The 13,271-nt window shown below is 69.2% G+C and carries 15 protein-coding genes; 8 read left to right on the top strand and 7 right to left on the bottom strand.

All coding sequences use genetic code 11. The annotated features are described in order from the left end of the window. Nucleotides 1-170 precede the first annotated feature (170 nt). From OXR60_RS15640 to OXR60_RS15630, 3 genes are read right to left on the bottom strand one after another with little or no spacing between them, the layout of a single operon-like run. The gene (locus OXR60_RS15640; RefSeq protein WP_267396869.1) at nt 171-629 is read right to left on the bottom strand and encodes a hypothetical protein; all 459 of its coding nucleotides are present in this window, start codon (nt 627-629) and stop codon (nt 171-173) included. Further along, on the bottom strand, nt 626-1,396 hold the full coding sequence (locus OXR60_RS15635; protein ID WP_267396920.1) for an A24 family peptidase: 771 nt from the start codon (nt 1,394-1,396) through the stop codon (nt 626-628). Before OXR60_RS15635 ends, OXR60_RS15640 begins: the two co-directional genes overlap by 4 nt. Next, nucleotides 1,389-1,640: a hypothetical protein gene (locus tag OXR60_RS15630; protein WP_267396868.1), complete on the bottom strand. Its 252-nt coding sequence runs from the start codon at nt 1,638-1,640 to the stop codon at nt 1,389-1,391. Before OXR60_RS15630 ends, OXR60_RS15635 begins: the two co-directional genes overlap by 8 nt. A gap of 130 nt (nt 1,641-1,770) precedes the next feature. Here OXR60_RS15630 and OXR60_RS15625 point away from each other — a divergent pair, with 130 nt between their 5' ends. Further along, a complete protein-coding gene (locus OXR60_RS15625; RefSeq protein WP_267396867.1) occupies nt 1,771-2,973 on the top strand; it encodes an acetyl-CoA C-acyltransferase in 1,203 nt (400 codons plus the stop codon). 84 nt (nt 2,974-3,057) lie between these two features. Here OXR60_RS15625 and OXR60_RS15620 read toward each other — a convergent pair whose 3' ends face one another. After that, nucleotides 3,058-3,579, bottom strand: a complete 522-nt coding sequence (locus OXR60_RS15620; protein ID WP_267396866.1) for an SH3 domain-containing protein — start codon at nt 3,577-3,579, stop codon at nt 3,058-3,060. 75 nt (nt 3,580-3,654) lie between these two features. Here OXR60_RS15620 and OXR60_RS15615 point away from each other — a divergent pair, with 75 nt between their 5' ends. The 3 genes from OXR60_RS15615 to OXR60_RS15605 all read left to right on the top strand — a co-directional run bounded on the left by OXR60_RS15615 (nt 3,655) and on the right by OXR60_RS15605 (nt 5,398). After that, the gene (locus OXR60_RS15615) at nt 3,655-4,665 is read left to right on the top strand and encodes a D-glycerate dehydrogenase (RefSeq protein ID WP_267396865.1); all 1,011 of its coding nucleotides are present in this window, start codon (nt 3,655-3,657) and stop codon (nt 4,663-4,665) included. After that, nucleotides 4,656-5,075, top strand: a complete 420-nt coding sequence (locus OXR60_RS15610; protein WP_267396864.1) for a low affinity iron permease family protein — start codon at nt 4,656-4,658, stop codon at nt 5,073-5,075. Before OXR60_RS15615 ends, OXR60_RS15610 begins: the two co-directional genes overlap by 10 nt. A gap of 125 nt (nt 5,076-5,200) precedes the next feature. Then, nucleotides 5,201-5,398 carry a hypothetical protein gene (locus OXR60_RS15605; protein WP_267396863.1) on the top strand — a complete coding sequence of 66 codons (198 nt, stop codon included), beginning with the start codon at nt 5,201-5,203 and terminating at the stop codon, nt 5,396-5,398. A gap of 67 nt (nt 5,399-5,465) precedes the next feature. On the opposite strand, the gene OXR60_RS15600 is transcribed toward OXR60_RS15605, so the two are convergent. The 3 genes from OXR60_RS15600 to OXR60_RS15590 all read right to left on the bottom strand — a co-directional run bounded on the left by OXR60_RS15600 (nt 5,466) and on the right by OXR60_RS15590 (nt 9,069). Further along, a complete protein-coding gene (locus tag OXR60_RS15600) occupies nt 5,466-6,869 on the bottom strand; it encodes a nitronate monooxygenase (RefSeq protein WP_267396862.1) in 1,404 nt (467 codons plus the stop codon). A 125-nt stretch (nt 6,870-6,994) separates the two neighbouring features. Then, nucleotides 6,995-8,134, bottom strand: a complete 1,140-nt coding sequence (locus OXR60_RS15595) for a glycosyltransferase family 4 protein (RefSeq protein ID WP_267396861.1) — start codon at nt 8,132-8,134, stop codon at nt 6,995-6,997. Between the two features lie 50 nt (nt 8,135-8,184). After that, nucleotides 8,185-9,069, bottom strand: coding sequence for an alpha/beta hydrolase (locus OXR60_RS15590; protein ID WP_267396860.1), 885 nt, complete (start codon nt 9,067-9,069; stop codon nt 8,185-8,187). Between the two features lie 37 nt (nt 9,070-9,106). On the opposite strand from OXR60_RS15590, the gene OXR60_RS15585 reads away from it, so the two are divergent. The 4 genes from OXR60_RS15585 to OXR60_RS15570 form a co-directional block, all read left to right on the top strand. Further along, on the top strand, nt 9,107-10,465 hold the full coding sequence (locus tag OXR60_RS15585) for a protein adenylyltransferase SelO family protein (protein WP_267396859.1): 1,359 nt from the start codon (nt 9,107-9,109) through the stop codon (nt 10,463-10,465). A gap of 220 nt (nt 10,466-10,685) precedes the next feature. Continuing rightward, nucleotides 10,686-12,098, top strand: a complete 1,413-nt coding sequence (gene astD / locus OXR60_RS15580; protein WP_267396858.1) for a succinylglutamate-semialdehyde dehydrogenase — start codon at nt 10,686-10,688, stop codon at nt 12,096-12,098. Nucleotides 12,099-12,355: 257 nt separating this feature from the next. Next, nucleotides 12,356-13,156 (top strand): uroporphyrinogen-III C-methyltransferase, encoded by an 801-nt coding sequence (gene cobA, locus OXR60_RS15575; RefSeq protein ID WP_267396857.1) that lies wholly within the window; start codon nt 12,356-12,358, stop codon nt 13,154-13,156. After that, nucleotides 13,153-13,271: DUF2849 domain-containing protein (locus OXR60_RS15570; RefSeq protein ID WP_267396919.1), on the top strand; the 119-nt coding region annotated here is incomplete at its 3' end. The genes cobA and OXR60_RS15570, both read left to right, overlap by 4 nt.

Here is a 13,271-nt window from a genome sequence, read left to right as displayed (position 1 = left end):
GGCAAGCCAATAATGACGTCGAGTCGAAACAGCCACGCGCAACAAAATCCCCTTTGCAGGGATGTCCGTTTTCGACCCACCCCCAAGCCCCTCGCCAACGTGCCAGTATCAATACGGTTCCGTCGGCAATGGCCATCATCCAAACTTTGCGGCGCCCTGAAAGGCCCTGCTCAGCCGCGGCAGCCGATCAATCCGGCGACCGGGATCACCAGCGTGTCCTGGCCGGTACGATCGATCCGCAGCGTCCCCGCCGGCACTTGCGCACCATTGGTTAAATTGGCGTTGGTGACGATCTGCAGATCGAGCGTCGCGACCACATCGCCGCCGCGATATTCGTTGCTGCCGCCAAAGCCGAACCCGCCCTGCTCGGCCATCGCGCTGCGCTGATAGTCGCCGGTCTTGCCGCCGATCGCGAGGCGGATCATGCCGGGGTCGGCGACCGCCATCGCCACCAACTGGCGATCGCCGCCGGCGCTCCACAGAAAGGCGGCGCAGCCCTTGGCGGGCAGCGCCTGCGGGCCGATCGGCCCGAGCGGCAGCGCGGCGCCGGGCGAGATGGTCGCCGGGGGACCCACCGGCGGCGAACCGGGGGCCGCCGCCTGGACGAGAGCGAGAAGCAACGCGATCATGGCGCCCAGCCTATCATCGCCAGCCACGCCGGGTAAGCTGCCACCGCCATCAGCGTGCCGAGCGGCAGTTGCGTGTCACGCGTCATCGCCCGCCCGCGCAGTGCTGCGACTAGCACCACGCCGAGCCCGACCAGCCCTGCGACCACCAGCACCGCCGGCAGCAGCCGCCAGCCGAGCCACAGCCCGATCGCGCCGAGCAACTTGGGATCGCCGCCGCCCATCCCGTCGCGCCCGCGCAGCCGCCGATAGCCGGCTGCGACCAGCCACAGCGCGGCAAAGCCGGCAACGCCGCCGATCAACCGCTCCGCCGGCGCCGGCGCCACCCCGAGCCACGCTGCCGCCACCCCGCCGATCGCGAGCAGCCCGGTCAACCGGTCGGGCAGCCACAAGGCGATCCAGTCGAGCGCCGCGAGCGCCAGCAGCAACCAGCCGAACACCGCACCGGCAATCCCGACCACCCCCGGCGCCACCCAGCCTGCAGCGGCGCCGATCGCCAGCGCGGCAAGCTCGATGATCCAGTGCAACGGCGCAATCCGCACCCCGCAGCGCCGGCATCGTCCGCGCAACCACAGCGCACTGAGCAGCGGCACCAGCTCGAGGCTACTCAACGTCCGCCCGCAGCCGTCGCACGCCGATCGCCCGCGCATCACCGATCGGCCCTCGGGCCAGCGGCTCACCAGCGCGGCGATGAAGCTGCCCAGGATCGCGCCCAGCACGCCCAGCATCGCCGCCCACAGCGCCGCGCCGGCAAGCGACCCGTCAGCCATCGGCATCGCGCACCAGATAGCGATAGACGCCGAGCATATCGATCATCAGCAGCACCACATTCTGGGTGCCGAGCGCCCAGTCCTTTGCCATCACCGCGCCGGTGATCCACGCGACCGCCGAGAGGCAGAACAGCACCATCGCCCAGCCGGTGTCGCGCCGCCCCCAGTCGAGCGACACGACGCCGGCAGCGATCATGCCGCTGATCGAGGCAAACCAGCGGATCGCGGTGATATAATCTTCCATGGCCTCGCCCTAGCCGATGATCGGCGCCGGCCAAACCATGGCGAGACGATGCACGCCCCATTCAGCCAGCTTCCGCTTTGCCTTGGGCGTCTCTACATAGCCGCCAAAGCATAAACCCGGAGAGCCTGTCATGTCCGCCGCCGACCCCGCCCGCGACCCCGTCGTCATCCTCAGCTATGCGCGCACCCCCATGGGGTCGTTCCAGGGCAGCCTCGCCGGCGCCAGCGCCACCCAATTGGGCGCAGCGGCGGTCAAGGCCGCGGTCGAGCGTGGCGGCGTCGACGCGGCCGCGGTGGAGAGCATCTACATGGGCTGCGTGCTCTCCGCCGGTCTCGGCCAGGCACCGGCGCGCCAGGCGGCGATCCTCGCCGGGCTCGGCAGCCATGTCGAGGCGACCACGGTCAACAAGATGTGCGGCTCCGGCATGCAGGCCGCGATCCTCGCCGCCAACGCGCTCGGCGCAGGTGCGGTCGACCTGCTCGTCGCCGGCGGCATGGAGAGCATGACCAACGCGCCCTATCTGTCGCGCAAGCACCGCGGCGGCGCGCGCATCGGCCACGACACCTTCTACGACCACATGTACCTCGACGGGCTCGAGGATGCCTATGAACCCGGCAAGCTGATGGGCAATTTCGCCGAGGAGACCGCCGAGGAGTATCAGTTCACCCGCAAGGCGATGGACGATTATGCGATCGAGTCGCTCCACCGCGCCCAGGCCGCGCAGGCGAGCGGCGCGTTCGATCGCGAGATCGTCGCGGTCGAGGTTGCCGGCCGCAAGGGCAGCACCACCGTCGCGGTCGACGAGCAGCCCGCGCGTGGTGACGTCGCCAAGATCCCGACGCTCAAACCCGCCTTCTCCACCGACGGCACCATCACCGCCGCCAACGCCTCGTCGATCTCCGACGGCGCCGCAGCCTTGGTGATGACCCGCGCCAGCGTCGCCGAGCGGCTCGGTCTCACCCCGATCGCGCGGGTCGTCTCCTATGCCGCCCACGCGCATGAGCCGGCCAAGTTCACCACCGCGCCGGTGTCGGCGATCCGCAAGACGCTCGCCAAGGCCGGCTGGGACGCGCGCGACGTCGATCTCTACGAGGTCAACGAAGCGTTCGCCGCGGTCTCGATGATCGCAATGCACGATCTCGGTCTCGATCACGCCCGGGTCAACATCCACGGCGGCGCCTGCGCGCTCGGCCACCCGATCGGCGCCAGCGGCGCGCGCATCCTCGCCACCCTGCTCTCGGCGCTGGAGACCACCGGCCAGCGCCGCGGCCTTGCCTCGCTGTGCATCGGCGGCGGCGAGGCCACCGCGATGGCGGTGGAACTGATCAACTAAGCAGCGCCGCCCTTGCCCCCCTCCATCATGCTGAACTCGTTTCGGCATGATGGAGGAAAGGGCGGTGGTGCGCCCTCGGTCAGCTCACGGCAGCCGCTCGCCGGCATCGACGCCCCACAGGCCACCGACCTCGACGAAACCGGCCTGGCCCTTGACGTCGAGCCGGCACCAGCCGTCCGCGCAGGCGCTGAGCCGGCCGACCACGCCCGGCGCCGCGCGCCACAGCAGCCGCGCGCCCACCGACGGTCGGTCGCGCATCTCGAGCGGCACCGCGCCGCGCACGATCGCGGTGCGCCGTTCGCTCAGCAGCCCGGCCAGCATCCAGCCCTGGGTGCCGCCCGGATCCTCCACCTTGCGCCATTCCTTGAACACCGCGAGCACCCGCACCGGCAGATCGGCGCGGCGGTACAGCCAGCTTGCCGGATAGTTCTTCGCCGGCCCGGTCCGCATCCGCGCCTGCCCCGCGGTGATCGAGGCGAAATAGGGCGGCTGCTTCTTGGCGTCGGCGGCGAGCGCACTGCCGGCAGTGGCCAGCGTCGCGACGGCGGCAGCGGCGATCACCAGCGGGCGGAAAGGGGCGAAGCGGAGCAAGGGCTTGTGGTTCACCCTGCCTGTGTAGCGAGCGCATCGCCGGCATCAACCGCGTTGACGCCCGCGCCGCACTCCGCCACGTCATCAGCCATGCCGGATATGCGCCATGCTTCGTCCAGGATCAGCACGCCGCGGGTGATCGTGACGCGCGAACTGGCCAATCCGGTGATGGACCGGCTCGAAGCGCTGTTCGACACCGTCAACAACCGCGACGACGGGCAGATGAGCCGCGACGCGCTCGCCGCCGCGATGGCGAGCTGCGACGTGCTCGTCCCCACCGTCACCGACGAGATCGACGCGGCGCTGATCGCCGGCGCCGGCGACCGGCTGAAGCTCATCGCCAATTACGGCGCGGGGGTGAACCATATCGCGCTGAAGGCGGCCCGCGCCCGCGGCATCATCGTCACCAACACGCCGGGCGTCCTCGCCCAGGATACGGCCGACATGGCGATGGCGCTGATCGTGTCGGTGCCGCGGCGGCTGGCCGAGGGCGAGAAACTGGTGCGCTCGGGCGAATGGCATGGCTGGAGCCCGGGCGGCATGCTCGGCCACCGCATCGGCGGCAAGGCACTCGGCATCGTCGGCATGGGCCGGATCGGCCAGGCGGTCGCGCAGCGCGCGCGCGTGTTCGGCCTGTCGATCCATTATCACAACCGCCGCCGGCTGCCCGCGGTGCTCGAAGCGGAGCTCGGCGCGACCTTCCACGCGGACCTCGACGATCTGCTCGCCGCCGCCGACATCGTCACCGTCCACACCCCGCTCAACGACGACAGCCGCAATCTGATCGACCGCCGCCGGATCGCGCTGATGCGCCGCCACGTCTATCTGATCAACACCTCGCGCGGCGGCATCGTCGACGAGGCCGCGCTGGTCGACGCGCTGGAACTCGGCGCGCTCGCCGGCGCCGGGCTCGACGTGTGGCAGCACGAGCCGCAGATCGACCCGCGGCTGCTCGCGCTGCCCAACGTCGTCATGACCCCGCACATGGGCTCGGCCACCGTCGAGGGCCGGCTCGCATCGGGCGACCGGGTGATCCAGAACATCCGGGCCTGGGCCGATGGCCACCGCCCGCCAGACCAGGTGCTCGAAGGATGGATGTAGCCGGCACGCTCGACCGGGTCTTCACCCGCATCGCCAGCAGCATCGCCGCCTTCGCCGGCCAGCCCGGCGCGTTCGTGCTGGCGGTCGCCTCGATCGTCATCTGGGGCGTCACCGGCCCGATCTTCGGCTATTCCGACACGTGGCAATTGGTGGTCAACACCGCGACCACGATCATCACCTTCCTGATGGTATTCCTGATCCAGAATTCGAGCAACCGCGATGGCGCGGCGATGCAGGCCAAGCTCGACGAGCTGATCCGTGCCGTCGAGGGCGCCCGCTCGGGCTTCATCGGCATCGAGCATATGACCGATCATCAGATCGAGGAGCTGCGCAGCGCGCTGGAGCGCGAATGCAGCGATCGCGACCAGAGCGCCGAACGCACCGTGGCGAGCCTTGCCGAACGCCTGTAGACCGGATCAACGTCGCGATCGGCAGCGCCACCGACCAAGACCGTTACAGTATTATTACGTTGCTGATCGGAACCCATGTTGCGTTGCAGCATTCACCCGGCCTCAGATCAACCGGGAGAATTACCATGACCATCAAGCTCGTCAGCACCGCCGCCCTTCTGCTCGCCGCCGGCACCAGCCTGTCTGCCTGCTCGACGCTCAAGGGCGCCGGCATCGGTGCAGCCGGCGGTGCGGGCATCGCCGCAGCGACCGGCGGCAGCGTCGAAAAGGGTGCGGCGGTTGGCGGCACCGGCGGCGCCGTGGTCGGCACCGTCGCCGACTGATCGATCGGTTCCCCCGCCGTGCCGGATCACGTCCGGCACGGCGATGGGGTAGAAACACCGCGCAGGATCAGTCCCCGGTCAGGATCCGATCGACCAATTGCTTTACGCTCGGCACGAAGCCGTTCGAATAGAACGGGTCCTGCTTGAAGTTGTACGCGGCATGACCGGCAAACATCAAATTCTGCTCGACATCGCCGCCATGGGCAATGTCCTGCAGCGTCTTCTGGATGCAGAAGCTGCGTGGATCGGCGAGCCGCCCGGTCGAGTTGGTCTCGGTATCCGCCCAGCTCGAGAAGGAGCATTGCGACAGGCAGCCCATGCAGTCCGCCTGGTCCTTGCGGATGATCCCCTTCTCGGTCGGCGAGACGAACACGAGCGTATTGTCGGGCGTCTTCAGCGCGTCGGTGAAGCCGGCGCCGAACCATTCGCGCGCGCGCAGCAGGTCGTTGCGCGTCACCCAGAAGTTCTTGCCCTTCACGCCGACGTCGAGCTGGAAGACATGGTCGCCCGCTTCCTGCGTCGAGAAGGCGATCTGCCGGTCGGAGCGCGCCTCGAGCGCGCGCAGGAACGGGTTGCGCACCGCCGACGAATAGAAGCCGGTCGGCGAGAAGCGGTGGAGCAGCACGTCGCCCTCGGCGATGGTGGTCAGCCGGTCCTTCCAATCCTGCGGGATCGGGCTTTCGCGGGTCAGCAGCGGCCGGGTGCCATATTGGAAGGCGATGGTGCCGAGTTCGGGATTGTCGATCCAGTCGTTCCAGTCGCGCAGGTACCAGACACCGCCGGCCATCACGATCGGCGTACTGTCGGGGATGCCACCCTCGCGCATCGTCTCGCGCAGTTCCTTGACCCGCGGATAGGGATCCTGGGGCTTCAGCGGATCCTCGGCGTTGGACAGGCCGTTGTGGCCGCCGGCGAGCCAGGGATCCTCATAAACCACCGCCGCCAGCCATTCCGAGGCCTTGGAATAGGCGCGCTTCCACAAGGCGCGGAAGGCGCGGCCAGAGCTCACGATCGGCAGGTAGCTGACGCCATAGGAGGCGGTGATCTCGGACAATTTGTACGGCATGCCCGCGCCGCAGGTCACGCCCGCGACCAGCCCGCGGGTGCGCTCGAGCACGCCGTGGAGGATGCGCTGGGCACCGCCCATTTCCCACAGCACGTTGATGTTGATCGCGCCCTTGCCGCCGGCGATGTCGAACGCGCGACGCACCTGCTGCACGGCGCCCTCGATCGCATACTCGATCAGTTCCTCGTGCCGCTCGCGGCGGGTGAGCGCGTGATAGATTTGCGGGATGATCTTGCCATCGGGGTCATAGCTATCGGCGTTGACCGCCGACACCGTGCCGATCCCGCCCGCCGCCGCCCAGGCCCCCGCCGAGGCGTGGTTGGTCGCAGCAACGCCCTTGCCGCCCTCGACGAGCGGCCAGACCTCGCGGCCATTGTAGTTGATCGGCGACAGGCCTTTAAACACGTTAAGGGGCACCTCTGTTGGGGCAAACGCGCGGCCCATACCAAATGATACCGGCTAAGCGAATTAAATGCGTTAGGCGTGGGCCTCGAAGAACCAGCACTGGACGTCGTGACGAACCGCCCACGCTAAACGGCCAACACCCCCGGACGACGCATCGCTCCCTCATATAATGTCCGGTAACGCTCGATCATGACCTGCTCGTCGAACTCGCCCCGCGCCTTGGCCTGGTTGGCCGCCCCCACCCGGCGGCGCAGATCGGAATCGGCGACCAGCGCCTCCAGCGCATCGCGCAATTTCACCTCGCCAGGCTTGGCGGTGATGAACGGCGCATTCTCCGCCGCCACCATCCGCGCGACATCGCCCACCGGCGGGCTGACGATCGGCAGCCCCGCCGCCATCCCCTCGACCACCGAGATCGGGAATTGCTCGCTCTTCGACGACAGCGCGACCACGTCGAACAGGCCCATGAACCGGTGCGGCCGGTCGAGGAACCCCGGCATAACCAGCCGGTCGGCGATGCCGAGCGCCGCCGCCGCGGCGTTGATCCGGTCGCGCTCCGGCCCCTCGCCGACGATCACCAGCCTGAACTTGCCCGCCAGCCCGCCGCATGCGCGCACCAGCACCGGCAGGTCCTTGACCTCGCGCAGGCCGGCAAGCGCGCCGATCACCACCTCCTGGCGGTTGCGCACCAGCCCGGGGATCGCCTTCAGCTCTGGCTTGCCCGCATAAAGCGCGGTGGGGATGCCGTTGGCGATGCGGTGGACCCGCGCGCGCGGCTGCTTCCAGGTGGTGAGCGCGATCGCCTCGAGCACCTCGGAGGGCACCACCAGCGCGTCCGCCGCGCCGAGCGCCATGCGGCGGTAGATGTTGCGCTCGATCTTGAGGCCCGCGGCCTCGTCGGCGTTGAAGCCGTCCTCGTGATGGATCAGCGGCGGCGCGCCCTTGGCGAACACCCGCCGCGCCATCACCCCGTCGATCGCGCCCCAATTATAGGTCAGCACCAGATCGAACCGGCGCATGTAGCGCGCCAGCGCCTCGTAGCGCGCCACCGAGGGTCGCCCGGTCAGCGCCGGCGGGTCCTGCGCGATCTCATAGTTGATCCCCCGGGCGATCGCCGCCCGCGCACCGAGCGCGTCCGGCACGCCCGAGACGATGGTGTGGCGCGCGCGCGTCCCCCACGCGTTCATCAGCCGCACCGCGCGCGCCTCCTTGCCGCCCAGGCTGAAACTCGAATGGAGGTGGAGGATGTTGACCGGCTGCGACATGGCGCCGGGCTACAGCATCGCCGCGCCCATTCGCTATCCTGAAACGTCAGCTATCCCGAAATGCGCGCCAGCCAGCGCTCGATCGGCGCCTCGAGTTCGGGTTCGGTGAGCAATGGCGAATGGCCGACGCCGGCCACCGTGACCAACTCGGCATCGTCGAGCGCCGCGACCATCCGCGCCGCGGTCGCCGCCGCGAGCACGTCCGATCGCGCACCGCGCGCGATCAGCACCGGCACGGTGCGCAACGTGGCGAACGCCCCCCACATGTCGGCACCGGTTTCCTGTCCCGGCACGCGGAACGCCTCGCCGATCTTGAGGTCGTAATCGAGCACGATCCGCCCGGCGCTGTTGAGCCGGTACAATCGCTTGGCCATCGCCAGCCATTGCTCGATTCGCCAGCCTGGATGGGCATCGCCATTGGTCTCGGCGACCGCACGCGCCGCATGCATCCAGGTCGGGAACACGCTCGCCCGGCCGACATAGCCGCGGATCCGCGCGATCCCGACCGGGTCGAGCTCTGGCCCGACGTCGTTGAGCAGCAGGCCGCGGACCGGCGCCCCCGCCGCCGCGAGCAGCATCGCGACGATCCCGCCGAGCGAGGTGCCGATCGCCACGAACGACCCGATCTCGCGCTCGGCGAGCAGCGCCTGGATGTCGGCGACATAGGTCGCGGGCACATAGCTCGCCGCCTCCTTGGCATGATCGCTCTTGCCCCGCCCGCGCAGGTCGATCGCGAGCAAGCGCCGTCCACCTGGCTGATGCCCGGCGAGCCGCGCCGCCAGCGCTTCGAAATCGCGCGCGTTGCGGGTCAGCCCGGGGAAGCACAGGATCGGCGCCAGCGTCTCGTCGCCGGGATAATCGCGATAATGCAGCCGCAGCCCGTCGGGCGACGTCCAGTAACAGTTTTGCCACGCGTGATTTTGATGGCCGGCCATGGTTGCGTCTCCGGGTAAGCGACCTCCATATCCACAGATGCCCTTCAGCCCGCAAGCATACCGCCCCGCCACCGCGCTCCTCGACCTCGGTGGCGACTTCTATGATCCGGTGCAGGCTGCCGATTTCTCCGAGACGCGGCTGCGCTTCCGCAACGACGCCGCCGCGGCCGAGATCGGCGTCGGCACGCTCGACGACGATGAATGGATCGCGCATTTCGGCCGCTTCCATCCCCTGCCCGGCAGCCTCCCCCAGCCGCTGGCGCTGCGCTACCACGGTCACCAGTTCCGCTCCTACAATCCCGAGATCGGTGACGGCCGCGGCTTTACCTTCGCGCAGGCGCGCGACGCCGCCGGCCGGCTGATGGACCTCGGCACCAAGGGCTCGGGGCAGACCCCCTATAGCCGCTTCGGCGACGGTCGGCTGACGCTCAAGGGCGGGGTCCGCGAGATCCTCGCCACCGAGATGCTCGAGGCGCTGAACGTGCCCACCTCGCGCACCCTGTCGCTGATCGAAACCGGCGAGGAGCTGGTCCGCGGCGACGAGCCCTCCCCCACCCGCTCGGCCGTGCTGGTCCGCCTCAGCCACAGCCATGTCCGCATCGGCAGCTTCCAGCGGCTCGCCTATGAGCAAGACGAGCCCGCGATGCGCCGGCTGGTCAGCTACACGCTGCGCAACCTTTACGGCGAGGAGTCCGACGATCCGGTGGCGCTGCTCGACCATGCCGTCAGCCGCACCGCCACCCTCGCCGCGCGCTACATGGCGGCGGGTTTCGTCCACGGCGTGCTCAACACCGACAACATCAACCTCACCGGTGAAAGCTTCGATTATGGCCCGTGGCGCTTCGCGCCGATCTGGGACCCGCAGTTCACCGCCGCTTATTTCGATCACGCCGGCCTCTACGCCTTCGGCCGCCAGCCCGAGGCGATCCACTGGGACGTGATGCAGCTCGCCGCGTCGCTGCGCCTCGTTGCCGACAGCGACCCGCTGATCGCGCTGATCGAGCAGTTCGGCGCGCGCTACCAGCCCGCCATCACCGATGCCTTGCTGTGGCGGCTCGGCCTCCTCCCCCACGACCCCGCCACCGATCGCGCGCTGGTCCAGGCGCTCGAACGCGCGCTCCGCACCACCGCGGTGCCGCTCGACCGCTTCTTCTTCGACGCGTTCGGCGGCATCCTGCCCGATGGCTATGGCGAACCCTGGGCCGAGCTGCGCGCCGCGCTTGCCGGCTATCACCCGCGCAAGCCACGCCGCGACGCTTACTGGTCGGGAGAGCCCTGCTCGATGCTGATCGACGAGGTCGAATCGATCTGGAGCGCCATCGCCGAGCACGACGATTGGGCGCCGCTCCACGCCAAGGTCGCCGCGATCCGGGCGATGGGCGAGGCCCTCGCCTAGCGGGAACGCGCCACCGCGCCTCCTCCCACCGTCATCCTGAACTCGTTTCAGGATCCATGGCCCGTCGCTCACCCCAGGCACCCGGGCAGCGCAGGCCATGGAGGCTGAACCACGTTCAGCATGACAGCGGAAAGGGAAGCAGCGTCACCGCCCATCCTGTTGTCCCACGTTGATCCCACCCCTCCCTTGCGGCCACCCGTCCGACCGTGGATAGGAAAGCATGGCCGACGAGCTCCTGTCCTACGAACCTGCCACCGGTGCCCTGTTGTGGCGCGCGCCCATCGGCGATGTCGATCACGAGGTGGCCGCCGCCTGCGCGGGCTGGGCGGCCTGGGCGGCGCAGCCGCTCACCGTCCGCATCGAGACCCTGCGCCGGTTCGCCAACGTCATCCGCCAGCGCCACGAGCCGTTCGCCGACCTGATCGCGCGCGAAACCGGCAAGCCCTTGTGGGAAGCGCGCACCGAGGTGGATACGGTGATCGCCAAGGTGGACATCTCGGTGAGCGCCTATGCCGATCGTACCGCGCAGCGCCGGCTCGAATCGCCGATGGGCAGCCGCATGGCGCTGCGCCACAAGCCGCACGGCGTGCTCGCGGTGCTCGGCCCGTATAATTTTCCCGCTCACCTGCCCAACGGCCACATCGTCCCCGCGCTGCTCGCGGGCAATGCCGTGGTGTTCAAGCCGTCGGAAAAGACCCCCGCCACCGGCGCCTTCCTGGTCGATTGCTACCGCGCCGCCGGCGTGCCGGAGGGCTGCATCCGGGTGCTGATCGGCGGCCCGGCCGAAGGCAAGGCGCTCGCCGACCATGCCGACATCGATGGGCTGCTGTTCACCGGCTCGGCGCGCACCGGGCTCGCGCTCAACCGCGCTTTCGCCAACAAGCCCGAGAAGATCCTCGCGCTCGAAATGGGCGGCAACAACCCGATCATCGTCTGGGACACGCCCGATCTCCACTCGGCCGCGGTGCTGGTGATCCAGTCCGCCTTCACCAGCGCCGGCCAGCGCTGCACCGCCGCGCGCCGGCTGATCGTCGAGGCGCGGCTCTACGAACCGCTGATCGACACGATCAACACCATGGTCGGCCGGCTGATCGTCGGCGCGCCGCATGACGATCCGGCACCGTTCATGGGCCCGGTGATCGACAATGACACCGCCGACCAGCTCACCGAGAGCTTCCTCGCGCTGCTGATGCGCGGCGGCCGCCCGATCCGCCACCTCGAGCGGATCGATCCCGCGCGGCCGTTCCTCACGCCCGCGCTGATGGATGTCACCGGCATCGCCGACCGGCCCGACATCGAGTTGTTCGGCCCGATCCTCCAGATCGTCCGCACCGACGATTTCGACGAGGCGATCGCCGAGGCCAACAACACCCGCTACGGCCTGTCGGCATCGCTGATCAGCCAGACCCCCGCCCTGTATGATCGCTTCTGGGCGACGATCCGCGCCGGTATCGTCAACTGGAACCGCCCCACCAACGGCGCCTCCTCGGCCGCGCCGTTCGGCGGCATCGGCTGGTCCGGCAACCACCGCCCGAGCGCTTATTACGCCGCCGACTATTGCGCCTATCCCGTCGTCAGCAACGAAGCCGACACCGCCCGCGCCAACATCGGCATCGGCCTTCGCGACGCCTGAGCGGGAGCGCGCGCTCTTCGTCGTCGCCCCATCACGAACGTCAACCCGATCCGTCAACCCCGCCCCCATTCGTCACCCCAGCGAAAGCTGGGGTCGCTCGGCTAAAGCACTCGCCCAAGCGGCTTGAGACTCCAGCTTGCGCTGGAGTGACGGCAGGAGGAGAAAGGGGCCGCCTCCGCCCCCGACAAAAGCTTCCCTACCCACCCCCCAAGCAGGTTTCCGTTGCGACGCAGCGCGCTACGGCGCATCTGCCATTCATGGCCAGTCTCCTCGATCCCACCGCCCGCGGGCGGGTCATTCTCGTCGGTGCCGGCCCGGGCGATCCGGGGCTGCTCACCGTCCGCGCGGTCAAGGCGCTCGAAAGCGCCGACGTCGTCGTCCACGACGGTTTGATCGACCCGCGCGTGCTCGAGATCGCGCCTGCCGCCGCGCAGCGCATCTCGGTCGCCAAGAAGCGCGCGCGCCACACCCTGCCGCAGGAAGCGATCAACGCGCTGATCGTCGCCCATGTGAAGACCGGCGCAATTGTGGTGCGGCTTAAGGGCGGCGACCCATTCATTTTCGGCCGCGGCGGCGAGGAAGTCGAAGCGGTGCGCGCCGCCGGCCTCCCCGTCGAGGTCATTCCCGGTGTCTCCGCGGCCTTGGGCTGCGCCGCCGAGGCGATGCTGCCACTCACCCATCGCGATCATTCGAGCGCGGTCAGTTTCGTCGCCGGCCAGTGCAAGGGGCTCGCCGAGCAGGATTGGTCCGGCCTCGCCGGCCAGGGCCGCACCCTGGTAATCTACATGGGCGTCGCCACCGCTACTGACATCGCCGACAAGCTGATGGCCGACGGCGTCGCGCCGGACATGCCGGTCGCGGTGCTCGAGAAAGGCACGCTTGCCGGCCACCGCGCGCTCAAGACGCTGCTCGCCGATCTCGGCGCGATGGTGACCCGCGAGGGCGTCGAGAGCCCGGCGATCATCGTCGTCGGCGAGGTCGTCGAGCTGTCGGACGCCGAGGACAAGCTCGCGCGCTGGGCGCAGGCCGCGACCACGCTCCAGGATCTCGGCGCATGAAGCTGCTCACGGGCAACGACCTGCCCTCGGGCGATGTGGTATGGTGGACCGGTTCGAGCTGGTCGCGCCATGTCGAGGAGGCGGTCGACGTCGGCCTTGCCGGCGAGGGCATCCT

It is taken from the genome of Sphingomonas sp. GC_Shp_5 (assembly GCF_026540855.1).
GTDB lineage: Bacteria > Pseudomonadota > Alphaproteobacteria > Sphingomonadales > Sphingomonadaceae > Sphingomonas.
This window is presented reverse-complemented; position numbering and strand designations above follow the sequence as displayed.

Excerpts from the sequence above, each read along its gene's own strand:
- OXR60_RS15605 (WP_267396863.1), top strand. The coding sequence starts at position 5,201 with ATGACCATCAAGCTCGTCAGCACCGCCGCCCTTCTGCTCGCCGCCGGC.
- OXR60_RS15635 (WP_267396920.1), bottom strand. The coding sequence starts at position 1,396 with ATGGCTGACGGGTCGCTTGCCGGCGCGGCGCTGTGGGCGGCGATGCTG.
- OXR60_RS15630 (WP_267396868.1), bottom strand. The coding sequence starts at position 1,640 with ATGGAAGATTATATCACCGCGATCCGCTGGTTTGCCTCGATCAGCGGC.
- OXR60_RS15640 (WP_267396869.1), bottom strand. The coding sequence starts at position 629 with ATGATCGCGTTGCTTCTCGCTCTCGTCCAGGCGGCGGCCCCCGGTTCG.
- OXR60_RS15590 (WP_267396860.1), bottom strand. The coding sequence starts at position 9,069 with ATGGCCGGCCATCAAAATCACGCGTGGCAAAACTGTTACTGGACGTCG.
- OXR60_RS15585 (WP_267396859.1), top strand. The coding sequence starts at position 9,107 with ATGCCCTTCAGCCCGCAAGCATACCGCCCCGCCACCGCGCTCCTCGAC.
- OXR60_RS15625 (WP_267396867.1), top strand. The coding sequence starts at position 1,771 with ATGTCCGCCGCCGACCCCGCCCGCGACCCCGTCGTCATCCTCAGCTAT.
- astD (WP_267396858.1), top strand. The coding sequence starts at position 10,686 with ATGGCCGACGAGCTCCTGTCCTACGAACCTGCCACCGGTGCCCTGTTG.
- OXR60_RS15595 (WP_267396861.1), bottom strand. The coding sequence starts at position 8,134 with ATGTCGCAGCCGGTCAACATCCTCCACCTCCATTCGAGTTTCAGCCTG.
- cobA (WP_267396857.1), top strand. The coding sequence starts at position 12,356 with ATGGCCAGTCTCCTCGATCCCACCGCCCGCGGGCGGGTCATTCTCGTC.
- OXR60_RS15615 (WP_267396865.1), top strand. The coding sequence starts at position 3,655 with ATGCCGGATATGCGCCATGCTTCGTCCAGGATCAGCACGCCGCGGGTG.
- OXR60_RS15610 (WP_267396864.1), top strand. The coding sequence starts at position 4,656 with ATGGATGTAGCCGGCACGCTCGACCGGGTCTTCACCCGCATCGCCAGC.